Raw genomic sequence first — 23,117 nt, forward strand, 5'->3', positions numbered from 1 at the left:
AAGGGGCAGATCTTCGTGAAGGGCGAGGTCATCAAGACCGTGCCGGAGTCGAAGATCGTCGAGACGCTGATCGAAGAAGCCCTGAAGATCGCCGAGGGCATGGATGCCGCGGGAGCGCCATCGGGGGCTCCCGCCGTCACTGTGAGCTGAAACAGAACCAGAGAGGGGGCCCGAGCGTGACGATTCTGGAGAACGTCCGAGGGCCGTACGATCTCAAGGCGCTGAGCGCGGCGGAGCTCGACGAACTCGCCGAGGACATCCGGCAGTTCCTCATCCGGACGGTAGCGAGGACGGGCGGTCATCTGGGGCCCAACCTGGGGGTGGTGGAGCTCTCCATCGCCCTGCATCGGGCCTTCGACTCGCCCCTGGACCGCATCCTGTGGGACACCGGACACCAAAGCTATGTGCACAAACTGCTCACCGGGCGGCAGGACTTCTCCAAGCTGCGCGGCAAGGGGGGCCTGTCCGGCTACCCCTCCCGCGAGGAGTCCGCGCACGATGTCATCGAGAACTCGCACGCCTCGACCGTCCTCGGGTGGGCCGACGGCATCGCCAAGGCCCATCAGGTGCTGGGGCGGAGCGACCACGTCGTGGCCGTCATCGGTGACGGCGCGCTCACCGGCGGCATGGCCTGGGAAGCGCTCAACAACATCGCGGCCGCGAAGGACCGTCCGCTGATCATCGTGGTGAACGACAACGAGCGTTCGTACGGCCCGACGATCGGCGGCCTCGCCAATCACCTCGCCACGCTCCGCACCACCGACGGATACGAACGCTTCCTCTCCTGGGGCAAGGGAGTGCTCCAGCAGACGCCCGTCATCGGACAGCCGTTGTACGAGTCGTTGCACGGCGCGAAGAAGGGGTTCAAGGACGCCTTCGCCCCGCAGGGCATGTTCGAGGACCTCGGGCTCAAGTACGTCGGTCCGATCGACGGCCATGACGTCGCGGCCGCCGAATCCGCACTGCACCGGGCGAAACGCTTCCACGGCCCGGTTCTGGTGCACTGCCTCACCGAGAAGGGCCGTGGCTACCCGCCCGCGCTCCAGGACGAGGCCGACCGCTTCCACACCGTGGGCGCGATGGACCCGCTGACCTGCGCACCGCTCGCCCCGGCCGGAACGCCGTCGTGGACCGCTGTCTTCGGGGACGAGATCGTCGCGATCGGTGCCGAACGGCCGGACGTCGTGGCCATCACCGCGGCGATGCTGCACCCCGTAGGACTGACGCAGTTCGCCGAGGAGTTCCCCGACCGGGTCTGGGACGTCGGGATCGCCGAGCAGCACGCCACGGTCTGTGCGGCGGGTCTCGCCACCGGCGGACTCCATCCGGTCGTCGCCGTCTACGCCACCTTCCTCAACCGGGCCTTCGACCAGCTGCTGATGGACGTCGCGCTGCACAGGTGCGGGGTGACGTTCGTCCTGGACCGGGCGGGGGTCACCGGGCCCGACGGAGCCTCCCACAACGGCATGTGGGACATGTCGGTGCTGCAGGTCGTCCCCGGGCTGCGGATCGCGGCCCCGCGCGACGCCGACGAGCTCCGGGCCCAACTTCGCGAGGCCGTCGATGTCGACGACGCGCCCACAGTGATTCGGTTTCCCAAGGCGTTGGTGGGGGAGCAGATCCCGGCCGTCGACAGGATCGGCTCCATGGACGTGCTGCACCGGGCGGCCGACCCCGATGTGCTGCTGGTGGCCGTCGGTGTGCTCGCCCCCGTCTGTCTCGGCGCCGCGGACCTCCTGGCGGGCGGCGGCATCCGCTGCACCGTCGTCGACCCGCGCTGGGTCAAACCGGTCGACGAACAGCTGGCCCCGCTCGCCGAACGGCACCGGCTGGTCGCCGTCGTCGAGGACAACAGCCGGGCAGGGGGCGTCGGTTCGGCGGTCGGACAGGCGCTGCGGGACGCCGGGGTGGACGTACCCCTGCGGACGTTCGGCATCCCCGAGCAGTTCCTCGCCCACGGCAAGCGCGCCGAGGTGCTGGCGGACATCGGGCTCACACCGGTGGAGATCGCCGGGCGGATCAGCGCGGCCCTGGCCGCCAGGGAAGCAGTGAGAAGGACCGAGGAGAGCGGGGCATGAACGACGACGGGCCCAAGGGCTTCGATCTGGCACAGCTCCTCGCGGAGCGCGGCGCCGAACGCTATGAGCTGCACACCAGGCACCTCAACCACCAGCTGCCCCGCATGCTGCACACCATCGGTTTCGACAAGGTCTACGAACGGGCCGAGGGCGCGCACTTCTGGGACGCGGACGGCAACGACTACCTCGACATGCTCGCCGGATTCGGGGTGATGGGACTCGGCCGCCACCACCCCGTGGTGCGCAAGGCCCTGCACGACGTCCTCGACGCCTCGCTCGCCGACCTCACCCGCTTCGACTGCCAGCCGCTGCCGGGGCTGCTGGCGGAGAAGCTGCTCACGCACAGCCCGCACCTGGACCGGGTCTTCTTCGGCAACAGCGGCACGGAGGCCGTCGAGACCGCTCTGAAGTTCGCCCGGTACGCCACCGGCAGACCCAGGATCCTCTACTGCGCGCATGCCTTCCACGGGCTGACGACCGGCTCGCTCTCGGTGAACGGGGAGAGCGGCTTCCGGGACGGCTTCGCACCCCTGCTGCCGGACACCGCCATCGGACTCGGCGATCTCGACGCTCTGCGGCGGGAGCTGAAACGCGGCGACGTGGCGGCACTGGTCGTCGAGCCCATCCAGGGCAAGGGCGTCCACGCCGCGCCGCCCGGCTTCCTGCGGGCCGCACAGGACCTGCTTCGCCGGCACAAGGCACTGCTCATCGCCGACGAGGTGCAGACCGGCCTCGGCAGGACCGGCGACTTCTACGCGTACCAGCACGAGGAAGGAGTGGAACCGGATCTGGTCTGTGTCGCCAAAGCCCTCTCCGGCGGCTATGTGCCGGTCGGGGCGACGTTGGGAAGGGACTGGATCTTCAAGAAGGTCTATTCGTCCATGGACCGGGTCCTGGTCCACTCCGCGAGCTTCGGCTCCAACGCACAGGCGATGGCGGCCGGCCTCGCGGTCCTCGCGGTGATGGAGGACGAGCAGACCGTCGCCCACGCGCGCCGCACCGGTGATCTGCTGCGCGAACGACTGGCCGCGCTGGTCGACCGCTACGAGCTGTTGCACGAGGTGCGCGGGCGCGGCTTGATGATCGGCATCGAGTTCGGCCGGCCGTCGTCACTGAAGCTCCGCAGCCGCTGGACCATGCTGCAGGCGGCCCGCAAGGGCCTCTTCGCGCAGATGGTGGTGGTGCCGCTGCTCCAGAAGCACCGCATCCTCACCCAGGTCTCGGGCGACCATCTGGAGGTGATCAAGCTGATCCCGCCGCTGGTGATCGGGGAGCCCGAGGTCGACCGGTTCGTCACCGCGTTCACCGCCGTGATGGACGACGCCCACAGCGGTGGCGGGCTGATGTGGGACTTCGGCAGGACCCTGGTCAAGCAGGCTGTCGCCAACCGCTGACGGGACTGCCCTGTACGGCTCAGGGGCTTTTGCCTCGCAGGCAAGAAATTTGCCTCCGAGGAAAGCTCCTGGCCCAATGGGTACATGAATACTCCGGACGGAGGGGTGGCCGACGAGCTGCCCGGGATCGCGCCACGCCTGCGCGATCTGCGCCGCAGCCGTGGTCTCACCCTGGAGACCGCCGCCGAGCGGGCCGGGCTCTCACCCGCCCATCTCTCCCGACTCGAAACGGGCCGTCGTCAGCCTTCGCTGCCGATGCTCCTCGGCCTTGCCAGGATCTACGGTACGACGGTCTCCGAACTGCTCGGCGAGAAACCCCCGGAACGTGACGCGATCATCCGTGGCGGAAGGTTCGAAGGGGCCGAGGCCGACGGCTGGATGTACCGGCGGGCCGGTGGCGCCGGCCGGGCCATGCAGGCGCTCCGCGTCCGGGTTCCGTACGGCGCGCAGGGCGACCTCGTGCGGGTCCATCCCGGTGAGGAGTGGCTGTACGTGCTCGCCGGGCATCTGCGGGTCACGCTCGGGGACACCGTGCACGATCTCGCTCCCGGTGACAGCGCGCACTTCGACTCGCTCACCCCGCACCGGATCACGGCCGTCGACCGTGACGGTGCCGAGCTGCTCTTCGTCCACACCCTGCTGCAGAGCCCCGCCGCCGCGCTGTGCCTCGGCAGCGGTATCCACCATCGCTGAGTCCGGTCCGTCCGGTCGCCAGAGAGGACTGTCATGTCCGATTCAGAGAACTTCGACCCGCTCGGGTCCAGGAAGAACTACGAGGCCCAGGAGCGGAAGTTTCCGCGCGGCGTGGTGATCCGGCTGTTCGCCTACCTCATCGCCGGACACATCTTCGCGGCCTTCCTCTACTTGCTCTTCGCGGTGGCCGGTAAGGGCTGACCACCGCGAGGAGCGGCCCGGCTACGCCTCGTCGAGGAGCTGCTCGCGCAGCCGCTCACGGGTCTCGGGGGCGAGCTTCAGCCCCTCGGAGAGGTAGCGGTCGGTGCCGCCCCAGGTCTCCTCGATGGTGGCGAAGGCAGCGCCGAGATAGTCCGCGTGGGCGCCGAAGAGGGGACTGAGCAGCTCCATCACCTCGGGCGACATGCCGTTCGCCGAGGTGTCGCTGCGGTGCACCTTGTAGCGGCGGTGGGCGTCGTTCGACTTGAGGTAGTCGGCCTCGATGGCATCGCGCTCGACGCCGACGGCCAGCAGCGACACCGCGATCGACAGACCGGCCCGGTCCTTGCCCGCCGCGCAGTGCATCAACGCCGGAACGCTGTCCTCGGCCAGGGCGTGCAGGACACGGCTGTGCTCGGCGGTCCGGTCCAGGATGATCGAGCGGTACGAGGCGATCATCCGGTCCGCCCCCTTGCCGTCGGCGAGGAGCGAGCGCAGCTGGTCGAGATCGCCGTCGCGGACCATCCGCCAGAACTCCGCGCCGTCGGCGGGGTCGGAGAGCGGGATGCTCACGTTGCGTACGCCGGGCAGTTCCACGTCCAGGCCGTCGAGCCGGTGGTCGGCGGCGTTGCGAAAGTCGAAGACCGTGTGCAGTCCGAGACCGCCGAGGAACGCGGCGTCCTCGATGGTGGCGTGCGCGAGGTGACCACTGCGGAAGAGCCGTCCGTGCCGCACCCGCCGGCCGTCCTCGGTGGGCAGTCCGCCCACGTCGCGGAAGTTGCGGACGCCCGCCAGCTCGGGTTCCGTCGACGGGATCTGCGGCAACTGTTGCGTCACAGGGACTCCTGGGGTGTCTGGCGTCGACGCGAGTCGCCGACAAGGCCACTTCCGCGACGATACGACATTGATTCCTCAGGCAATCATCTCGGTCTTTCCTTGTCGATACCTCGTGAACCCTCGCGCTCCGGTGGCGAATCCGTCCGGCGAATTCCTTGCGAGACCGTTGCCCGCCCACCCGGCGACGGTCGATGATGTGCGGAACTGTTGGAATGTGGGGAAGCGATGATCGAGACTGGCGGCAAGGGCCGGACCTGGCTGCTCACCGGGGCGAGCAGCAGCTACGCATTGCGAGTCACCGAGCGGGACGAACTGCTCCATCTCCACTGGGGGCCGCGGATCTCCCTCGCCGCGGCCGATGCCCTGGCTGCGGCGCCGGATCCGCCAGCCAGGGGATTCGAGTCCCGGCTCGACGGCCGTGAGGAGTATCCCGTGGAGGGCGGCCCGCGGTTCGTCCGCCCGGCCCTCGCGGTGCGCACCCCCGAGGTCCGCGGCACGGAGTGGGCCTTCACCGACGCCGTGGTGGACGGGGACGAACTCCGTATCGGCTTCACCGACTCCGTGCACCGGCTCGCCCTCACCCTGCACTACCGGATGCGGAACGACTCCGATGTGATCGAGCGCTGGGCCACCGTCACCCATGCGGGACCGGACGGCCCGCCGCTGGAACTGCTGCGCGCCGACGCCGCCGCCTGGGCGCTGCCCGCCCGCGACGGCTGGCGGCTGAGCCGCCTGCACGGCCGCTGGGCGGCGGAGTCCCGGCTCGCGCGGGCGGAGCTGACGTACGGCGAAAGCGTCATCTCCAGCAGGCGCGGCCATACGGGCCACCAGTACCTGCCGTGGGTCGCGCTGGATGCCGACGGTGCGGCGACCGAGGAGAGCGGGGAGGTGTACGGCTGCGCGCTCGGCTGGTCCGGGTCGTGGCGGATCTCCGTACAGCGGCTCCCCGACGGGCTCGTGCAGATCACCGGCGGCGCGGGCCATGACGACTCCGGGCTGCTGCTGCTCGGACCGGGTGAGTCCTACGTCACACCGGCCTTCGCCGGACTGTGGAGCGCGGAGGGGTTCGGCGGGGCGAGCCGGGCCTGGCACGCCTGGCAGCTGGCCCATGTGATCCCGGACGCGCAGAACCTGCGGCCGGTGCTCTACAACTCCTGGGAGGCGACCGGCTTCGACATCTCGCAGGGGCAGCAGCGCGCCCTCGCCGAGCGGGCCGCGGCGATGGGGGTCGAGCTGTTCGTCGTGGACGACGCGTGGTTCGGGCAGCGCACCAGCGACCGGGCGGGGCTCGGGGACTGGACGCCGAATCCGGACCGCTTCCCCGGCGGGCTGAAGCCGCTCGCCGACGAAGTGCACGGTCTCGGCATGCAGTTCGGCATCTGGGTCGAGCCGGAAATGGTCAATGCCGACAGTGATCTTTATCGCGCACACCCGGACTGGGTGCAGCACTTCCCCGGCCGGACGCGCACCGAGTTCCGTAATCAACTGGTGCTCAATCTGGCCCGCGCCGATGTGCGGGACCATCTCTATGGGCAATTGGACACGCTGCTCTCCGGTGCGCCCGTCGACTATGTGAAATGGGACTTCAACCGCTCTTTCACCGAAGCGGGCTGGCCGGGCGAGGAGTATCCGCAGAAGCTCTGGATCGAGCATGTGCGCGCCCTGTACGAGCTGATCGACCGGCTACGGGCGGCGCACCCCTCGGTCGCCTTCGAGTCCTGCTCGGGCGGCGGCGGCCGGATCGATCTGGGGATTCTGTCCCGCACGGATCAGGTGTGGACCTCCGACAACACCGACCCGCTCGACCGTCTCGCCATCCAGGAGGGCTTCGGTCAGATCCATCCGGCCCGGGTGATGGCCGCCTGGGTCACCGACAGCCCGAACGTCCAGCTCAACAACCGGGTCAGCTCGCTGCGCTTCCGCTTCGTGAGCGCGATGGCCGGTGTGCTCGGGGTCGGCGGGGACCTCGCCGAATGGAGTGAGGGGGAACTGGCCGAGGCGCGGGGCTGGGTGGACCTCTACAAGGAGATCCGGTCGGTGGTGCAGCACGGCGCCCTGTACCGGCTGCGCGCCCCGCGCGGCGGACTCAGCGCGGTCCAGTACGTCCACGGGGAGGAGACCGTGGTCCTGATGTGGCTGGAGGCGCAGCGGTACGGGGAGCGGCCCCCGGCCCTCGGACTGCGCGGGCTCGACCCCGCGGCGACGTACACCTGCCTGGACACGGGGGCGGTGCACCACGGTTCGGTGCTGCTGCACCAGGGGCTGCACACCGGGCTTCAGGGGGATCTGGATGCGGGGGTGGTGAGGCTCCGGCGCGAGCGATGAACACGGCGTGTCCGTAATGCGCCGATTCTGGCCTAACGGGCACTGTTTGTCGGGTAGGTGGTCGTCCTCTCGTGAGCGGGATCATATCCGTGACGGTGCGTGCTGGCGGGGCGGTCGGGCATTCCGTGCGCGGCGCGGAAATTCAAGATCCTTAATCCACGGAGTGTGACCGGAATTCCGCGCCGAATTCCCGGCGCGGATTCCGATGAGGAGCCGGAGGCTTGTTCTCGCCGTCCCGACTCGCTTACGGTCACCGTCAATCCGGTCGGACCGCCTAATCCTGCCGCCGCCCGGAATTCGCACCCACTCATCGTGTGGCAGGAGCGGGGGAACCAGGTAGGCCGCCGATCGGAGAAATCCGGCCGGCTCGGGGTGAAGCCGCGCTCAGTGCGGCCGGGCATCTCCAGCCCGAACCCGACAGCTCACCTCGTAGGCGCCGGAGAGGAAACACCCCATGCCCATATCGGGTAAGCACCGTCGTACGAAGTCCAGCGTCATCGCCCGTGGCGTCGCCGCCGCAGGCGCCGGTGGCGCCGTCATCGCGCTGCCGCTGCTCGGCGCCACCGGTGCCCACGCTGCGGAACAGGCCGCCCCGGCCGCCGTCACGCAGTCCGCCTCCGCCGCCGCGCACGCCGCCCCGGCCCAGCCGGTCGCGCAGAAGCAGGCCGCCACCACGACCTACTCCGTCGTCTCCGGCGACTACCTGTCGAAGATCGCCGCCGAGCACAAGATCGAGGGCGGCTGGCAGAAGCTGTACCAGGACAACCGCGAGGTCGTCGGCGAGAACCCCGGTCTGATCTTCCCGGGCATGAAGCTGACGCTCGGCGGCAAGGCCTCGGCCGACGCCGCGTCCACCGGCGCCGGCGCGGGCGCGGCCCTCCCCTCGAAGGCCCCCTCGGTCGTGGAGAAGTCCGCCCCGGCCAAGGCCTCGACGGTCACGGAGTCCAAGACCTCCGCCCCGGCGGTCCAGAGCAGCAGCTCCGGCTACGTCCACCCGGTCCCCGGCAACCACACCACCGGTTACCGCGCCTCCGGCTCCAACTGGTCCAGCGGCAGCCACACCGGGATCGACTTCCCCGTCTTCACCGGCACCAGCGTGAAGGCCATCACCTCCGGCACCGTCGTCACCGCCGGCTGGGGTGGCGCGTACGGCAACCAGGTCGTCATCAAGCACGCCGACGGCCACTACTCGCAGTACGGCCACCTGTCCTCGATCTCCGTCTCGGCGGGCCAGTCCGTGAGCACCGGTCAGCAGATCGGCCTCTCCGGCGCTACCGGCAACGCCACCGGGCCGCACCTGCACTTCGAGGTCCGCACGGGCCCGGCGTACGGTTCGGACATCGACCCGATCGCCTTCCTGGCTTCGCACGGCATCTACGTCTGAGTCGAACTGCCGGGCACATGAACGACATGGCATGACCCGAGCCATACAGAAGGGGCGGTGCGCGGCGGCGCACCGCCCTTCTGCTTATTCCCCCTTTACCAAAACCTGACCGGGTGGTCTATCTCACCACCCGTCAACCCCTTATTACGGTCGCGTAGGTCACATTCGGCGGTGCAGGATAAGCGTTTGTGGCAGACGATTCGAGAAAAAATCAACGTGGCGTCATCAACCGACATGGTGTCATCGGGTCGTACGCGGCGATTGGCGACAGCTTCACCGAGGGAGTCGGCGACCCCGGCCCGGACGGGACCTTCGTCGGCTGGGCGGACCGGTTCGCGGTACTTCTCGCGGACCAACTCCCGGATCCCGATGCGGCAACGGGCACCGAAGGCTCCGCGCACGGGAATTTCAGGTACGCCAATCTCGCCGTACGCGGACGACTCCTGGACCAGATCGTCGAGGAGCAGGTGCCGCGCGCCAAGGAGCTCGCACCCGACCTGGTGAGCTTCTGCGCGGGCGGCAACGACATCATCAGGCCCGGCACCGACCCCGACGACGTTGCCGAGCGTTTCGAGCGCGCGGTCGCGGAGCTGACCGAATCGGTCGGCACCGTCCTGGTCACCACCGGCTTCGACACCCGTGGCGTTCCCGTGCTGCGCCACCTGCGCGGCAAGATCGCCACCTACACCGCCCATGTGCGGTCCATCGCCGACCGCTACGACTGCCCGGTCCTCGACCTGTGGTCGCTGCGGTCCGTCCAGGACAGGCGCGCCTGGGACGACGACCGGCTGCATCTGTCGCCCGAGGGACACACCAGGGTCGCGCTGCGGGCCGCCCAGGTCCTCGGCCTCGACGTGCCGGCCGACCCCGACCAGGAATGGCCCCCGCAGGCACAGCGCGGCACGCTCGAAGTCCGGCGTGACGACATCCACTGGGCGCGTGAGTACCTGGTGCCGTGGATCGGCCGTCGGCTGCGCGGCGAATCCTCCGGCGACCACGTCGAGGCGAAGCGGCCGGACCTCCTGCCGCTCTGAGGGCTGTCCCGTAATCCCAGGCGGGCGTGCGACGCCGGCTTCAGGGCGTCTGCCACCGCACTGCCCTCGCTCGCCGGACGGTCCGAGGCTCAGGACCGTCCGGCGAGGGACGACAACGGGGGTGCCGGTATCCGCTCCAGCACTCCGCCCGCGAAGACGTCGTACAGCGGCAGCGTCTCCAGATGTACATAGCCGATGTGGCAGTCGCAGACGGCCAGTGGACAGGCCCGCGGACCGAGCGAGCGGCGATAGCTCCCGTCGTAGAGGTTGCCCAGCTCCGCCGGGACGAAATGGCAGCGGCGCACCGTGCCGTCACCGTCCACCGAGATGACCGACTCGCCCGTCCGGCAGGGCAGCCCGGCCGACCGGTGCGGATGCCTGCTGTACGGGAAGAGCGGGTCGAGGGCCGTCCAGCGGTCCGCCTCCTCGTCGGTGTAGCTGCGCCCCTCGGCGGCGTTCACCCAGAGATAGACCTCGTCCGGCAGCGCGGCCCGCAGCCGCCGCGCCTCGTCGAGATGGTCGTCGAGACCGACGACCCCGACGCTGTGGCGGATGCCGAGCGCGGTCAGTTCCCGGCACTTGGCCAGGAACCGTTCGTACGGTGTCTGCCCCGGGTGGTACGTGCACCAGAGCGCGATCTTGTCGCGACCGGCGTCACCCGCCTCGGCCAGCCACGCCGTACGGCTGCTGAGGTTGGTCTGGATCGCGACCCGGCCGATGTGCGGCAGTTGCGCCAGCTCCACCAGCGCACGGCGGTACCAGGAGCGGACCAGGCCCTCGCCCCACGGGGTGAACAGGACCGAGAGCCGGTCGCCGCTCTGCGCGGCCGCCCACGCCGTGAACCGCTCCAGCGCGGCGCGGTCGGCACGCAGTTGCTCCAGGCTGTCCCGCCGCTTGGCGAACGGGCAGTACGGGCAGTCGTAGTCGCAGGACGCGAGCGGACCGCGATAGAGGATGGTCAGGTCCATGCGCGCGCTCACTTCAGTTCGTACGCGGCCATCGCGGCCCGTACGCCGGGGGAGAAGAGTTCCGGGCCCAGTGCGTCGGAGTGGGCCATGCCTTCGGGGGAGAGCCGCAGCAGGCCGGATGCTCCGGCCGTCGTGTCGAGCCAGCCACGCGCCTCGAACCCGGCCAGTTCAGTGCGGAAGTCGTCGGCCGGGGAGCTGCCGAACCGCTCCCGGTAGTCGGCCGAACGCAGCCCTTCGGCCTGCAGGACCGATTGCAGGAGATGGCGTCGGCGGGCCTCGTCGTCGTCCACGTACCGTCCTACCTCGGCGCGTGAGAAGTCCTCGGTCGCGGTGTAGCCGTCGATGATCGCCCGGACCTCCCGCATCTCCACCGCGTAGTCGAAGGAGTAGTGCAGACCCGTGGTGTACGAGCGGGCGCCGCACCCCAGGCCGATCATGCCGTCGGTCTGACAGGCGTAGTCGTCCGGGCCGTCCGTCCGGAGGGCGTCGGCGCGGCGGAACATCCGCATGGACACCTGCTCGTAGCCGTGGGCGAGGAGATGGTCCCGGCCCGCGCGGTACAGCCGCAGTCGCTGTTCGTCCCAGGCGGCGTCCGCCGCTGCCTCGCCGTCGGTGCCGAGACGTCCCAGACCGGTCAGTGGGCGCACGTACAGCGGGTAGAGGTACAGCTCCTCCGGCCGCCAGTCGAGCGCCGCGTCCAGCGAGGTGCGCCAGCTGTCCTCGGTCTGCCCGTCGATGCCGTAGATCAGGTCGATGTTGAGGATCGGGATGCGGGCATCGCGGATCCGGTCCAGCGCCTTCTCCACCTCGGCGCGGCGCTGCGGTCGCACGGCGGCCCGCGCCTCGGCCTCGACGAAGCTCTGCACGCCGATGCTGATCCTGGTCGTCCCCCGCTCGGCGAGGACCGCGAGCCGGTCGGCCGTCGCGGTCGACGGCGAGGTCTCCACCGACAGCGGAACGGACCGCAGATCGGCACCCATCCGCTTCTCCGCGATGTCGCAGAGCCGCTCCAGCTCCGCCGCGGTCAGGAACGTGGGAGTGCCGCCGCCGAACGCCGCCGCCGCGAACCGCACCGGATCGGCGTCGCCCAGCGCGTCGCGGACGGCGGTGGCCTGCCGGTCGAGCGCGTCGAGATACCGGGTCGTCAGCTCGTCCGGCGCGCCGATCCGGGTGAAGAGGTTGCAGAAGCCGCAGCGGACCTCGCAGAACGGTATGTGCAGATAGAGCGAGAGCGCGTCCTTGCGCTCGGCCGCCCACAGCTCGCGCAGCGCGGGCCGCTCGGCGAGGGGGTGATAGGCGGTCTTGTGCGGATAGGCGTAGACATAGCTCTGGTACGGGCGCGTGGCGTGCGCGACGGTCGTGGTGCGGCTCATGGTGCGGTGGCCCCCGGTTCCAGGAAGAAGTGCGCGTACGGAACGGTCCAGACGGACTCGTGGCCGAGCCGGTGACCGGTGTAGCCGTCGTCCCCATAGGCCGTGCCGTGGTCGGAGCAGACGATGGCGAAACAGCGGCGACGGCTGCTCGCGGCGGCGAAGAGCCGGCCGATGTGGGCGTCGACGTATTCCAGGGCGGCGGCATGGGTGGCGCGGGAATCGCCCGCCTCGCGCGTGGCCCCCGGCCGGTGGAACCAGTTGGGCTGGTGCAGGGCGGCCACATTGACGAAGAGGAAAAGCCGCTGCTCGGCGGGGAGCTCGGCGACGACCTGCTCGGCACGGGCCACCTGGGCCTCGAACGAGGTGGGCGACGCCACGCCGAACTCCGGTTCCCAGTGGCTCTCCTGGAACATGCCGGGCAGCACGGAGCCGAGCGGCCCCTGCCGGTTGAAGAAGCCGACGCCGCCGACGCACACCGTGCGGTAGCCCACGCCTGCGAGGCCGGACAGCAGATCGGGGGTGTCGAAGACGAAGGTGCCCGAAGCCGTGGACTCACTGCCCGCGAAGCGTGCCGCGAACAGCCGGGGGTGCGGCCCCGGGCCGGCTGGTGTCGGCAGGAATCCCGCGAAGATCGCCTGGTGGGAGGCGTAGGTGAAGCTGCCGGGTGCATGCCGCTTCTCCCAGACCCCACCCGGCAGATGGCGCGCCAGATGGGGGATGCGTCCGGCGGCGGCGAGCTCGGCCGCCACGTCGTGGCGCAGGGTGTCGAGGGTGACGAGCAGCAGATCGTGACTTCCCACGATCTCGGTCATGTCCGGGTTCCCGGCGTCGGCGGGGGCGGGCGCGGTGTCAGGCAGTGGCGATTGCACGGTGGTTCCTTGCTCTGTTCAGTACGGCGGCGACCTGCGCCGCATAGGTGTCCATGCCTTCGGCGCCGCTGCCGGGCAGTCCGGTCAGTCGCGGCAGCAGATCACCGAAGGCGTTGACCTCGCCGACGGCGAAGCGCCGCCAGCCGGCCGTGGGCAGCAGGTCCACGCCCACGCAGAGCGTGTCCGGGAAGCAGGCCGCGGCTCGTTCGCACATGGCCAGGGCCTTCGCCCAGTTGCCGCCCGCGGTCTCGACGGCCGCACGGACGTCGTCGAGACTTCCGCGCTCGCCGCCGAGGTGAAGATTGGTCATGGGGGAGTGGCTGGTGCGTACGACGGCGTGGGTGGCCCGGCCGGCCACCACCACGACCCGCAGATCCGCCGCCCTGCCACGCTGGGTGGCCTTGGGCAGCCAGCGTTCGACATGCAGCCCGTCCGGTGCGAGCGCGTCGACGATCGCCGCGATCTCCCGTTCCGTCGTGCAGCGGCGCACCCGCAAGGAGTTGAAGAGCCGGCCGGCCGGGTCGCGCTCCACCGAGGTGGTCGCCCTGATCCGGCCGGGCCCGGCCGTCTCCACGGCCAGGACCCCCGAGGCGGACGAGCCGTGCGCGAGCTTCACGAAGACCCTGGGCATGCCCAGCGCCGTCATCCGGTCGCGTACGTCCGTCCAGTCGCGCACCACGGGGGCGGCCGCCCCCGAGGTCGGCGACGCGGGCACGGGCACACCGGAGCCGTCCAGCGCCGCGTGGCAGAGCCGCTTGTCGAACAGCACCGCGACATCCCCGGGGCCGTCGAGCAGCGTGGCGCCGCAGCGGGCGGCCGTCCGCGCCACCGTTCGTACGGCCGCGGTGAACCGGGCGTACCACAGGGCGGTTCCCTCGACCCTGGTCGGATCGTCGACCGCGCGGAGCAGCCGCTCCACCTCGGTGTCCTCACCGGGCGAGTCCGTCCGGACGGTCTCGCCCGGACGGAAGACGGCCTTGCCGCGCAGCACGTCCAGCCACGGCACGACCCGCGCGGGAGGCAGCCCGGCAGCCCGCACGGCGTCCTGGAAGAGCGCGACCCGGCGGTTGCCGGGCACACCCACGATGGCGAAGCGCGGCGCCGGCGCAGCCGGGCTATTCGCTGACGGCGACATAGCGGAATTCGTCCTCGTCCGGATCCCAGTCCTCGGCCTCGTCGGCATCGGCGCTCACCCGGTCGGTACCGAGCAGACCCGTGAGACGTTTCACCAGCGCGCCGCTCATGTAGTGGTGGTGCAGATCCAGCGAGGTCAGATGGGTGAGCGGCTGGCCCGAGAGCAGTGCCTCGGCTCCTTGGTCGCTCAGCGTTCCCATCGAGAGGGAGAGCGATTCCAACTGGGCGACGACCGGGGCGGAGGCCACCGCGGCCGCGATCTCGTCCTGGATCTCGCTGTTCTGCAGCCCCAGATGACGCAGCGCGGGGAACGACGCGCCCGACAACAGGGGTGCGAGGTCCTCCACGCCGACGTTCCCGCCGTACCAGGAGGAACCCAGCCAGAGTTCGAGGTGCTCCAGCGCCGGTAGTTCCGAGGCGCCGATCGCCCGCACGATGTCGGCCGACAGCCCGCCCGACTCGAACCTCAGCTTCCTGAGCGACGTGTGCCGCACCGGTCGCAGACCGAGCGTCGTCCGCTTGTCGTCCACCTCCTCACCGCCCCCGCGGACCGTGAGTTCCTCCAAGCTGCCGAACGCCTCGACGACCGGTGTGACGTCGGCCATCTCCAGCCATGACACCTCGCACTCCTCGCTGACGACATCGGCGAGGAAGAGAGCCCGCAGAGCCGGGAAGCGGTCCGCGTCCCCGACCAGCAGATCGACGACGGGGGCGAAGGACTCGTACTCCTCCTGCCACCAGGGACCGATCAGCAGGGCCCGCACCCGCGTGGTGTCGACTGTGTCGATGAAGTGCCGCCACAGCGTGGCGAATGTCAGATCGCCCTGCCAGGCACTCTCCAGCCGCCACGCGACGGAGCCGGCGGCCGGGAGGGAAGAGGTGCCCTGCCCGTCCGGCCCCGGCAGGGTCAGGACGGGCAGGCCGTGAAACGTTTCCGGGTGTTCGATGCCAGTCATCGCGGATCACTCCGAAACAGAGGTGTAGCGGCCTTCGACACCGCGGTCGCCCCACGGCTTGTTGCGCTCCGACACGTCGACCCGCACACCGTGGGATTCCAGTGCCTGGACGAGCCGGCCCTGCATCGGCCCGGTCATGAAGTGGTGGTGCAGATCGAGTCGTTCGAGATGAGTGAGCGGCTGGCCGTCCAGCAGTGCCGCCGCGCCCTCGTCGCCCAGTGTGCCGTTCGACAGGTCGAGGACACGCAGTTGGGCGACGACCGGGGCACCCGCGACGGCCGTCGCGATCTCGTTCTGCAGCTCGCTGTTGCGCAGGCCGAGGTGGGTGAGGCCGGGGAAGCGGGAGCCGGAGAGCAGCGGGGCCAGGTCCGCAACATCGGCGTCGCCCCCGTACGCGGAGACACCGAGCCAGAGATCGAGCCGCTCCAGCGCGGGCAGCTCGCTGTCCAGGATGCCGCGGATCACCCCGACCGGCAGACCGCCGGTCTCGATGGTCAGTGAACGCAGCCGCTCATGCTTGGAGGGAGAGAAGACCAGGTCGGAGCCGCCGCGCACCCCGAGTTCGCGCAAGCCGGGGAAGGCCCTCAGCAGTGCTGTGACATCCGACTGCTCGATCCAGGAGATCTCGTTCTCCTCCATGGTCATGTCGCCGACGAAGACTGCCTCCAGCGAGGTCAGCCGGTCGGCCGCGGCGATGACCAGATCGATCGGATAGGAAGAGGTCTCCTCGTAGGACTCGCCCCACTGACCGATGATCAGCGCCCGCACACCGGCGGGGTCGACCACCCGCAGAAACGCCTGGAAGGCCTCCTCCCACGTCATCTCGCACTCGTCGTCGTACGGATCGACCGAGATGCGCCAGGCCGCGGCGTCGGCGGCCTGTGCGGGCGCCTCCTTCGTCGCGTTCTCGAAGTCGACCGCGGGAAGGCCGAGCAACTCGTGCAGATGGTCCACACCGGACATGACCCTGAGCTCCTGGTACTGGGGGACGGCTGATGTCCGCAAGGTTTATCAAGCGGCACTGACAACGCGGCGACCGGGGACCGTCCGGGACGTGTCCACCAACGTCCGCCAAAGCCGGCCACCGGTCGATTGTCAGACCCTCCCCGTAGCGTTTTCTCCGTGGCCGGCACAGCGGGTGCGGCCATCGAGGGGAGACGTCTGTGTACCGGCAGGGCGATGTACTGATCGTGCCGTTGGAGGAGTCGGCGGTGCCCGCGCATCTCGTGGACGCGCCGGGTGAACCGAGGGACGGGCGGGGGCGCATGATCCTCGCGCTGGGCGAGGTCACCGGCCATGCCCACGCGGTGCAGGGGCCGGGCCGGCTGATGCGCGAGGCGGGGGCGTTCGGGCCGATGCTGCTCCATCTTCCCGAAGGCGGCCGGGTGGTGCACGAGGAGCACGCGGCGATACCGCTGTCGAAGGGCTGGTACCGCGTGGTGCGCCAGCGGGAGTACACGCCGGGCGCGGTCCGCATCGTCGCGGACTGACGCCGCCGCCCGGCCGGGTGGCGGCGCATCGGAGAAGTGCCCCGGTGACGGGGGCTCACCCGATCACGCCTCGGTGACGGGGCCGCCCCCTCACGTCTTGGTGACGGGCGCACCGGATCAGCGAGGGCGCAGCACAGAAGACAGAACACCGAATACCGAACGCGGACACAGGATTCAGGGGACGGGGAAGACCGATGCAGTACGTGGACTCATGGCGGACCGTGGCAGCGGCGACCGGCGGGGCGGACCGGGCCGCCGCCGAGGACGGGCTGCGGCTCGCCTACCGCAGCGCGGGACTGGCCGAGCCGGAGCGGATCGTCTGGGTGGATTCGCCGAGGGCCGCCGTGGAGGCCGTCGAGAAGCTCGTCGACGGCGGAAGGTCGGTGCGCGACGAGGTGCGGACCCGACCCTGGGCGCAGGAGCGGCGCCGGATGTACGACGAGCTGGGCCCGGCCGGCTGGTCCGCTCTGTGGTCGGCCACGGGGGCACAGCTCTGGGAGACCACGGCCTCGCTCGCCGAGCGGATCAGGTCCGGTGTCGTCGCCGATCTCGCGGAGCGTCCCGAGGACGAGTCCGCTGTCCGGCTGGTGCTGCTGGACGCGGTCCTGGGCCAGCACGACGCGGCCTGGCTCGCCGCGTTCGACGGCCGGGGCGACCGGCTGAACGGCCTGGCCGAGGTGGCCAGACACGCGGGCTGGTGGTGGCCCTACGAGCGCGTAGTGGTGATCAGCGAGCGCCCGGAGGCACTCCACCGGGACGAGGCGGGCCGGCTCGACCGGGGGGACGGACCGGCGCTCGCCTACCGCGACGGCTTCGCGCTCCACGCCTGGCGCGGCATGCCCGTCCCCGCCGAATTCCTCGCGGAACTGAACTCCCTGACCCCCGAACGGATACGTGAGGAGCAGAACGCGGAACTGCGCCGCGTGATGCTGGAGTTCTACGGTTACGACCGCTATCTCAGCGAGTCGGGTGCCGAGCCGGTCCACCGGGACGAGACGGGCATCCTGTGGCGGATCGCGCTCGACGGCGACGAGGACGTGGTGATGGTCGAAGTGGTCAACTCCACCCCGGAGCCTGATGGCACCAGCCGCACCTACTGGCTGCGGGTACCGCCCGGCACGAGGACCGCGAAGGACGGTGTGGCCTGGACGTTCGGGCTGCAGGGCGAGGCGTACGCGCCCCTGCGTCAGACCTGACCGGCGGCGCCCCGCTCACCCGGCTCGGCCGCGACCGCGGCCGGCGCTCGGCGTACTCGGTGCCCGCGGTGAGCTGTGTCGTCGGGAGCCCGGCCCGGGGTTGGGGATCGACGGCCCGTTGGGGAAGGGTGGCCCGGACGTCCCGGCAGCCGACGTGCCGGAGTGACCCGCCCTCACGGGACGCGGTTCAGGCTGTCAGCGCCGTCCGGTCGATGCCGAGTTCACGGGCGAGTGCCTCGTCGGTCCAGGCGAGCATCGTGGCCCGGGAGAGCGGACCCGCGTACGAGATCATCTGCACGGCCAGGCCGTCCAGCAGGGCGGTCAGCCGCCACGCCACGGACATCGGGTCGTCGCACTGGAACTCACCGGCTGCGGCGCCCTCTTCGATGACCTCGGCCAGCTCCGCCTTCCACTGCTGGTCGAGATCGCCGGCCACATTGCGCAGTGCCGGATCACGCAGCGAGGCGGCCCAGCCCTCGATCCACAGCCGCCAGCCCTTGGCCTGGCCCGTCGGCGCGTACCAGCGGACTGCGGTGCGCAGGCGTCGCACCGCACTGGTACGGCGGCTCAACAGCTTGCGCAGATGGGCGAGATCGGCCTCGGCGGCATGTGCGAAGGCGGCCGCGACCAACTTCTCCTTGGTCGAGAAGTGGTAGAGCACCAGTGCGTTGCTCACGCCGAGCACGGCGGCCACGTCGGCGATCCGTACCGCCGCCACCCCCCGCACCTCGATCTGTTCGACGGCAGCACGCAGGAGTTCCTCGCGCCGTTCCGCCACGCTCAACCGCACTCTTGCCACGGCGTCACCCTAACGAATGCGCGCCCAGGAGGCAGTCCGGGGGCGGAGCCGCGCGGCTCCGCGCGGACCGGACGCCCGGCGTGCCGACCCGCGCCGTCGGCCCCGGAACCCGGCACGGCGGAGTCGTGCGCGCGGATCAGGCGCGCGTCCACGCCCCGCACGCGTCGGCCGTCGGCCGGAACGGTTTTGGCCAGAGGCGCGGTCGGATTCAGCGGTACCAGCCGAACCGTTCCGTCATGACGGGCAGCCGGTCGGCGACGATGGCATGGGCGGCGGCCCGCGGGGTGCTGCCGTCGGTCTCCGCGCGATCCAGCATCCGTCCGATCAGGGCCCGCATCGAGCGGCGGGTGTGCCCGAACGCCTCGTCGGCGTCCGCGCCGATGTCACCGAACAGGGTCCACCACCACCAGGCGTTCGTGCCGGAGTTGACGACCACATCCGGCAGCACCGTGATCCCGCGCGCCGCCAGCAGCCTCTCCGCCTCGGCGAGCACCGGCATGTTCGCCGCCTCGACGACCCAACGGGCACGAATCCGGGACTGGTTGGTGGTGTCGATCACGTACGAGACCGCCGCCGGGACCAGCAGCTCGGCATCCTGCGCGAGCCAGGCGTCCGCGGGCAGCTCCCGGTCGCCGTCCCGGAGCGCGCCGCGGTCCACCGTCCCGTACCCGTCCCGGGCGGCCAGCAGCGCCTCGACATCGAGACCGGCCGGATTGGCGATCGTGCCCTTGATGTCGGCCACGGCAACCACAGTCAGCCCGGCCCGCGACAGGAACCGGGCCGTCGCCCCGCCCATGGTGCCGAGCCCCTGCACGGAGACCCTCGCCTCCCCGTACGGGACGCCCGCCCGGTCCAGCGCCGCGAGCGCCGACTCGGCGACCCCGCAACCGCCGACCAGTTCGTCGAGCCCGATGCCGTCCACCTCGACGGCGAACGCGTCGGCGAGCCGTCGGCGGGCCGCCGTCTCGTCGTCGAGCAGTGGATAGACGGCCTGGACCGAGGAGACGAGCCCGGCCTCGGCCGCCGCCCGGTCCACGATGTCCTGGGTGAGCCCCAGGTCCTCGCCGGTCGTCCATACGTTCTCGATGTACGGGCGCACCGCCCGCAGATAGCGCACCAGAACGCCGTACGCCTCGGGGTCACGGGGATCGCAGTCGATGCCGCCCTTCGCGCCGCCGAGCGGTATGTAGCGGGCCCCCGTGTCGTCGACGTCGAAGTGGAGGGCCTCCTTCATCGTCATGCCGCGGGCCAGCCCTGCCACCTCGTCGAGTGTGCAGCCCGCCCGCATCCGCAGCCCGCCGCTGGAGACCCCGCGCACCAAGCGGTCGACGACCAGATGGCCCTGGCGGCCGGTGATGTGGTCGGTCCAGGTGAGCGAGATCAGCGGGGCGGAAGGGATGGTGGCGCGGGACACCGCAGGTGTCGTCATCGGGGGCTCTCCTCGGTCACAGCGATCACGGTGGGCCCAGGGGTCGTCAGGGCCAGGGACAGGGCACGGGCGAGCGCCTCGGGGGTGTCGGCACGGGCGCCGTGGCCGCCGTACGCCCGCGCCAGCGCGGGCAGGTCGACGGACGGCAGATCGACGGCCGTGGGGATGTCGCCGCGCGCCGCCATCTCGTCACGGATCTCCCCGTAGCCCCCGTTGTCGAAGACCACGACGGGCAGCGGCAGCCGCAGCTGGGCGGCGGTGGCGAGCTCCTGCACGGAGAACTGCAGCCCGCCGTCCCCGCTGAGTGCCACGACCTGCCGGTCGGGGTACGCCGTCTTCGCGCCGATCGCCGCGGGGAGCGCGTAGCCGAGCGTGCCGAAGCCGGTCGGGTGCAGATAGCGCCCGCGCGGGCCGATGGGCAGATGGGGCAGGGCGCCGTAGTAGCAGCACTGCGCACTGTCCGAGGTCCAGATCGTGTCGGCGGCCGACACGGCCCGCGCGGCCCGCAGATACGGCAGCCAGCGGACGTCGCGCCGCGCGGTTTCGGCGTCCCGTGCGGCACGCAGCTCACGTACCGCGGCGGGGCTCTCGCGCATGTCCGGGGCGCCGATTCCGGCCTGTGCCAGCTCGTCGCGCAGCGCGTCCAGCGTGGGGTGCGCCGCGCCGACCAGCGCCAGATCGGCGGGCAGTCCCGCGTACATCTGGGCGGGGTCGATGTCGACCCGGATCAGCGTGCCGCCCAGCTGCGGCGGCGCGGACCACAGGTCGGACTCGGCCAGCTCGGTGCCGACCGCGAGCACCGCGTCTCGGCCCGCCAGCCACTTCTGCACAGAGGGGCTGTGCAGTGACACCCCGAGCGAGAGCGGGTGCGTCTCGTCGACGATCCCCTTGCCGTTGGCGGTGGTGACGACCGGGGCGGCCAGCGCCTCGGCGAGCGCCAGACACCCGGCGGACGCGGACCGTGCCCCTCCGCCCAGGACCAGCACGGGCCGCCGGGCCGCCCGCAGGACCTCGGCCGCGTCCCGGAGCGCGGGTCCGGCAGGGACCGGGGCGGACAGCGGTGGCGTGTGCCGCACCGGCCCCACAGGCCCCGCCGTCTCCAGCAGATCCAGCGGCACCTCGACATGGACCGGACGCGGGCGTCCCGAACGGAACAGGGTGAACGCCCGCGCCACCGCCGAGCCGATCTCCTCGATCGTCGACACCCGGTGGCTGAACGCCGCGACCGCACGAAGCGCCTCGGACTGGCTGCGCATCTCGTGCAGCAGACCGGCCGGCTGACGCGGGTGGCGCAACGGCATCCCGGGCGACACGACCAGCAGCGGCACGCTGTCCGAATACGCCTGTCCGACCGCGGCCGTGATGTTGAGAAGCGCTGGTCCGGTGGTGGTGATCGCCACCCCGGGCCGCTGGGCGACCCGGGCGTACGCGTCCGCCGCGTACCCCGCACCCTGTTCGTGCCGGGGCGTGACATGGGCGATCCCGTACCGCGTCAGATGCCGGTAGATCTCCAGGTTGTGCGTTCCCGGAATCCCGAACGCCGTGGTGACCCCGTGGGCCGCCAGGGCGCGGACCACGGCCTCGCCACCCGTCGGCGACGCACTTCTCGGCTGCCCGGCCACCCGGCCTCCCTCCACTGACAGGTCGGTGCCGACCGGTCGATTTACTGAACCGTCGGTCAGTATCGGGAGGCGCGAGCGGTCGTGTCAATGCGACCTGCGCTGAATCGTCGTTCAGTGGCCGGACCGCGGCGGTCGCCGGCTCGCGGGGCGTTCCGCCTCGCACCGGTCCTTGAAGCCCTGGCTGGTCAGCCCGAGGGCGGAGTTGGTGCGCGAGCGCATGTTCTCCACCGCGACCATGGTCGTGAGCTCGACGAGCGCCGCCTCACCGAGCGCGGTCCGCAGCCGCTCCACCAGCGCGTCCCCGACCTCGGGCGGTGTGAGACTCATCGCTTCCGCGTAGGCCATGACGTCGCGCTCCAGCGAGGTGTACGCCTCGCTCTCGCGCCACACCGGCACGTCACGCAGCTTGCGCGGATCGATGCCGTGGCGGTGGTTCTCCCAGTAGCCGAAGTCCATGCACCAGCTGCATCCGATGGTGGCCGCGGACGTCATGACGGCCAGCGCCTTGAGCTGCGGGTCCAGCTTCTTCCAGCGGCCCACCGCCAATTCGAACCGGGCTCCGGCCCACAGCACCCCGGTGTGGTGGGCATTGACCCGTACGGGATCGATGACCTTGCCGTACGCACGGTTCGAGTACCACGACACGGCGCGGAACAGGAGGGTGCGGGGCGGGTCGAGCGAGATGCGGGCGTTCGTCATGGCCGGTCTCCTTCGATACGGCTCGGATGCCGTCCGGCGGCCCGGGGGGACGCCGGACGGCGGCTGCGTTCACGGGTGTGACGGACGGGGTCGCCCCGGATGTGACATGGGAGTGCGGCCGGATGCGGAATCCTGTGGCGGGTACGGACGTTGGATCCGGCATGACGGGAATCGACGCACAGCAGGACGCGCTGCTCGGGCTGCTCGGCGAGGAGAACGGCGGCGTGCTCGTGACGCTCAGGCGCGACGGCAGGCCCCAGCTGTCCAATGTCAACCACTTCTACTATCCCGAGGAGCGCATCGTCCGCGTCTCGATCACCGAGGGCCGGGCGAAGACGAAGAACCTCCGCCGCGACCCGAGGGCGAGCTACCACGTCACCAGCGTGGACCGCTGGGCCTGGACGGTCGTGGACGGTGCGGCCGAACTGTCCCCGGTCGCGGCCGACCCGCACGACGCCACGGTGGAAGAACTGATCACGCTCTACCGCGACGTCCAGGGCGAACACCCCGACTGGGACGACTACCGCGAGGCGATGGTCCGGGACCGGCGTGTGGTGCTGCGGCTGCACATCGAGCGCGCGTACGGGCAGCCGCGTGGCTGACGGCGTCCGGCCCGGCCGTCCGCACGACGGCCGCTGC

21 protein-coding genes, 1 pseudogene and 1 riboswitch are annotated in these 23,117 nt (G+C 70.9%); of the genes and pseudogenes, 11 read left to right on the plus strand and 11 right to left on the minus strand.

All coding sequences use genetic code 11. From position 1 onward, the window contains the following. The 5 genes and pseudogenes from ABZ826_RS21515 to ABZ826_RS21535 form a co-directional block, all read left to right on the plus strand. A pseudogene (locus ABZ826_RS21515) lies at positions 1 to 150 on the plus strand (4-hydroxy-3-methylbut-2-en-1-yl diphosphate synthase); the annotation flags it as partial. 26 nt (positions 151 to 176) lie between these two features. Beyond that, positions 177 to 2,078 (plus strand): 1-deoxy-D-xylulose-5-phosphate synthase, encoded by a 1,902-nt coding sequence (gene dxs, locus ABZ826_RS21520; protein WP_361450471.1) that lies wholly within the window; start codon positions 177 to 179, stop codon positions 2,076 to 2,078. Beyond that, on the plus strand, positions 2,075 to 3,472 hold the full coding sequence (locus tag ABZ826_RS21525; protein ID WP_361450474.1) for an aspartate aminotransferase family protein: 1,398 nt from the start codon (positions 2,075 to 2,077) through the stop codon (positions 3,470 to 3,472). Before dxs ends, ABZ826_RS21525 begins: the two co-directional genes overlap by 4 nt. A gap of 84 nt (positions 3,473 to 3,556) precedes the next feature. Beyond that, the gene (locus tag ABZ826_RS21530) at positions 3,557 to 4,165 is read left to right on the plus strand and encodes an XRE family transcriptional regulator (RefSeq protein ID WP_361450477.1); all 609 of its coding nucleotides are present in this window, start codon (positions 3,557 to 3,559) and stop codon (positions 4,163 to 4,165) included. Positions 4,166 to 4,198: 33 nt separating this feature from the next. Continuing rightward, positions 4,199 to 4,366 carry a DUF6126 family protein gene (locus ABZ826_RS21535; RefSeq protein WP_176729046.1) on the plus strand — a complete coding sequence of 56 codons (168 nt, stop codon included), beginning with the start codon at positions 4,199 to 4,201 and terminating at the stop codon, positions 4,364 to 4,366. Positions 4,367 to 4,387: 21 nt separating this feature from the next. Here ABZ826_RS21535 and ABZ826_RS21540 read toward each other — a convergent pair whose 3' ends face one another. Continuing rightward, positions 4,388 to 5,200: a tyrosine-protein phosphatase gene (locus tag ABZ826_RS21540; RefSeq protein ID WP_361450480.1), complete on the minus strand. Its 813-nt coding sequence runs from the start codon at positions 5,198 to 5,200 to the stop codon at positions 4,388 to 4,390. Positions 5,201 to 5,425: 225 nt separating this feature from the next. On the opposite strand from ABZ826_RS21540, the gene ABZ826_RS21545 reads away from it, so the two are divergent. The 3 genes from ABZ826_RS21545 (at position 5,426) to ABZ826_RS21555 (ending at position 9,943) form a co-directional block, all read left to right on the plus strand. Further along, complete coding sequence (locus ABZ826_RS21545; protein ID WP_361450483.1) at positions 5,426 to 7,525, plus strand: alpha-galactosidase; 2,100 nt, start codon at positions 5,426 to 5,428, stop codon at positions 7,523 to 7,525. Positions 7,526 to 7,815: 290 nt separating this feature from the next. Further along, a riboswitch (cyclic di-AMP (ydaO/yuaA leader) is annotated at positions 7,816 to 7,976 on the plus strand. A 3-nt stretch (positions 7,977 to 7,979) separates the two neighbouring features. Next, positions 7,980 to 8,909, plus strand: coding sequence for a LysM peptidoglycan-binding domain-containing M23 family metallopeptidase (locus ABZ826_RS21550; RefSeq protein WP_361450486.1), 930 nt, complete (start codon positions 7,980 to 7,982; stop codon positions 8,907 to 8,909). Between the two features lie 188 nt (positions 8,910 to 9,097). Next, positions 9,098 to 9,943 carry an SGNH/GDSL hydrolase family protein gene (locus ABZ826_RS21555; RefSeq protein ID WP_361450489.1) on the plus strand — a complete coding sequence of 282 codons (846 nt, stop codon included), beginning with the start codon at positions 9,098 to 9,100 and terminating at the stop codon, positions 9,941 to 9,943. Positions 9,944 to 10,032: 89 nt separating this feature from the next. On the opposite strand, the gene ABZ826_RS21560 is transcribed toward ABZ826_RS21555, so the two are convergent. From ABZ826_RS21560 to ABZ826_RS21585, 6 genes are read right to left on the minus strand one after another with little or no spacing between them, the layout of a single operon-like run. Continuing rightward, positions 10,033 to 10,911, minus strand: a complete 879-nt coding sequence (locus ABZ826_RS21560; RefSeq protein WP_361450492.1) for an STM4011 family radical SAM protein — start codon at positions 10,909 to 10,911, stop codon at positions 10,033 to 10,035. Between the two features lie 8 nt (positions 10,912 to 10,919). Beyond that, positions 10,920 to 12,284 (minus strand): STM4012 family radical SAM protein, encoded by a 1,365-nt coding sequence (locus ABZ826_RS21565; RefSeq protein WP_361450495.1) that lies wholly within the window; start codon positions 12,282 to 12,284, stop codon positions 10,920 to 10,922. Further along, positions 12,281 to 13,096: an STM4013/SEN3800 family hydrolase gene (locus ABZ826_RS21570; RefSeq protein ID WP_361450711.1), complete on the minus strand. Its 816-nt coding sequence runs from the start codon at positions 13,094 to 13,096 to the stop codon at positions 12,281 to 12,283. The genes ABZ826_RS21565 and ABZ826_RS21570 overlap by 4 nt, the downstream gene beginning before the upstream one ends. A gap of 37 nt (positions 13,097 to 13,133) precedes the next feature. Beyond that, positions 13,134 to 14,288 carry an STM4014 family protein gene (locus ABZ826_RS21575; RefSeq protein WP_361450498.1) on the minus strand — a complete coding sequence of 385 codons (1,155 nt, stop codon included), beginning with the start codon at positions 14,286 to 14,288 and terminating at the stop codon, positions 13,134 to 13,136. Further along, a complete protein-coding gene (locus ABZ826_RS21580; RefSeq protein ID WP_361450501.1) occupies positions 14,269 to 15,243 on the minus strand; it encodes an STM4015 family protein in 975 nt (324 codons plus the stop codon). The genes ABZ826_RS21575 and ABZ826_RS21580 overlap by 20 nt, the downstream gene beginning before the upstream one ends. 6 nt (positions 15,244 to 15,249) lie before the next feature. Beyond that, positions 15,250 to 16,206 (minus strand): STM4015 family protein, encoded by a 957-nt coding sequence (locus ABZ826_RS21585; RefSeq protein WP_361450504.1) that lies wholly within the window; start codon positions 16,204 to 16,206, stop codon positions 15,250 to 15,252. Between the two features lie 200 nt (positions 16,207 to 16,406). On the opposite strand from ABZ826_RS21585, the gene ABZ826_RS21590 reads away from it, so the two are divergent. Both ABZ826_RS21590 and ABZ826_RS21595 read left to right on the plus strand, forming a co-directional pair. Beyond that, complete coding sequence (locus ABZ826_RS21590; RefSeq protein WP_361450507.1) at positions 16,407 to 16,733, plus strand: hypothetical protein; 327 nt, start codon at positions 16,407 to 16,409, stop codon at positions 16,731 to 16,733. A gap of 194 nt (positions 16,734 to 16,927) precedes the next feature. Beyond that, entirely contained in the window at positions 16,928 to 17,929 is a 1,002-nt protein-coding gene (locus tag ABZ826_RS21595; RefSeq protein WP_361450510.1) for a DUF6745 domain-containing protein, read from the plus strand. Between the two features lie 187 nt (positions 17,930 to 18,116). On the opposite strand, the gene ABZ826_RS21600 is transcribed toward ABZ826_RS21595, so the two are convergent. The 4 genes from ABZ826_RS21600 to ABZ826_RS21615 all read right to left on the minus strand — a co-directional run bounded on the left by ABZ826_RS21600 (position 18,117) and on the right by ABZ826_RS21615 (position 22,478). Continuing rightward, the gene (locus ABZ826_RS21600; protein WP_361450513.1) at positions 18,117 to 18,728 is read right to left on the minus strand and encodes a TetR/AcrR family transcriptional regulator; all 612 of its coding nucleotides are present in this window, start codon (positions 18,726 to 18,728) and stop codon (positions 18,117 to 18,119) included. A gap of 208 nt (positions 18,729 to 18,936) precedes the next feature. Beyond that, a complete protein-coding gene (locus tag ABZ826_RS21605) occupies positions 18,937 to 20,157 on the minus strand; it encodes a Glu/Leu/Phe/Val dehydrogenase dimerization domain-containing protein (RefSeq protein ID WP_361450516.1) in 1,221 nt (406 codons plus the stop codon). Further along, entirely contained in the window at positions 20,154 to 21,779 is a 1,626-nt protein-coding gene (locus ABZ826_RS21610) for a thiamine pyrophosphate-dependent enzyme (RefSeq protein WP_361450520.1), read from the minus strand. Before ABZ826_RS21610 ends, ABZ826_RS21605 begins: the two co-directional genes overlap by 4 nt. 111 nt (positions 21,780 to 21,890) lie before the next feature. Beyond that, positions 21,891 to 22,478, minus strand: a complete 588-nt coding sequence (locus ABZ826_RS21615) for a carboxymuconolactone decarboxylase family protein (protein ID WP_361450523.1) — start codon at positions 22,476 to 22,478, stop codon at positions 21,891 to 21,893. 161 nt (positions 22,479 to 22,639) lie between these two features. Here ABZ826_RS21615 and ABZ826_RS21620 point away from each other — a divergent pair, with 161 nt between their 5' ends. Next, positions 22,640 to 23,080, plus strand: a complete 441-nt coding sequence (locus ABZ826_RS21620; RefSeq protein WP_361450526.1) for a PPOX class F420-dependent oxidoreductase — start codon at positions 22,640 to 22,642, stop codon at positions 23,078 to 23,080. The last annotated feature ends 37 nt before the right edge of the window (positions 23,081 to 23,117 follow it).

The organism is Streptomyces sp. NPDC047515 (assembly GCF_040643055.1).
Taxonomy (GTDB): domain Bacteria; phylum Actinomycetota; class Actinomycetes; order Streptomycetales; family Streptomycetaceae; genus Streptomyces.

Excerpts from the sequence above, each read along its gene's own strand:
- ABZ826_RS21525 (WP_361450474.1), top strand. The coding sequence starts at position 2,075 with ATGAACGACGACGGGCCCAAGGGCTTCGATCTGGCACAGCTCCTCGCG.
- ABZ826_RS21530 (WP_361450477.1), top strand. The coding sequence starts at position 3,557 with ATGAATACTCCGGACGGAGGGGTGGCCGACGAGCTGCCCGGGATCGCG.
- ABZ826_RS21535 (WP_176729046.1), top strand. The coding sequence starts at position 4,199 with ATGTCCGATTCAGAGAACTTCGACCCGCTCGGGTCCAGGAAGAACTAC.
- ABZ826_RS21545 (WP_361450483.1), top strand. The coding sequence starts at position 5,426 with ATGATCGAGACTGGCGGCAAGGGCCGGACCTGGCTGCTCACCGGGGCG.
- ABZ826_RS21550 (WP_361450486.1), top strand. The coding sequence starts at position 7,980 with ATGCCCATATCGGGTAAGCACCGTCGTACGAAGTCCAGCGTCATCGCC.
- ABZ826_RS21560 (WP_361450492.1), bottom strand. The coding sequence starts at position 10,911 with ATGGACCTGACCATCCTCTATCGCGGTCCGCTCGCGTCCTGCGACTAC.
- ABZ826_RS21565 (WP_361450495.1), bottom strand. The coding sequence starts at position 12,284 with ATGAGCCGCACCACGACCGTCGCGCACGCCACGCGCCCGTACCAGAGC.
- ABZ826_RS21570 (WP_361450711.1), bottom strand. The coding sequence starts at position 13,096 with ATGACCGAGATCGTGGGAAGTCACGATCTGCTGCTCGTCACCCTCGAC.
- ABZ826_RS21575 (WP_361450498.1), bottom strand. The coding sequence starts at position 14,288 with ATGTCGCCGTCAGCGAATAGCCCGGCTGCGCCGGCGCCGCGCTTCGCC.
- ABZ826_RS21580 (WP_361450501.1), bottom strand. The coding sequence starts at position 15,243 with ATGACTGGCATCGAACACCCGGAAACGTTTCACGGCCTGCCCGTCCTG.
- ABZ826_RS21585 (WP_361450504.1), bottom strand. The coding sequence starts at position 16,206 with ATGTCCGGTGTGGACCATCTGCACGAGTTGCTCGGCCTTCCCGCGGTC.
- ABZ826_RS21595 (WP_361450510.1), top strand. The coding sequence starts at position 16,928 with ATGCAGTACGTGGACTCATGGCGGACCGTGGCAGCGGCGACCGGCGGG.
- ABZ826_RS21605 (WP_361450516.1), bottom strand. The coding sequence starts at position 20,157 with ATGACGACACCTGCGGTGTCCCGCGCCACCATCCCTTCCGCCCCGCTG.
- ABZ826_RS21615 (WP_361450523.1), bottom strand. The coding sequence starts at position 22,478 with ATGACGAACGCCCGCATCTCGCTCGACCCGCCCCGCACCCTCCTGTTC.
- ABZ826_RS21620 (WP_361450526.1), top strand. The coding sequence starts at position 22,640 with ATGACGGGAATCGACGCACAGCAGGACGCGCTGCTCGGGCTGCTCGGC.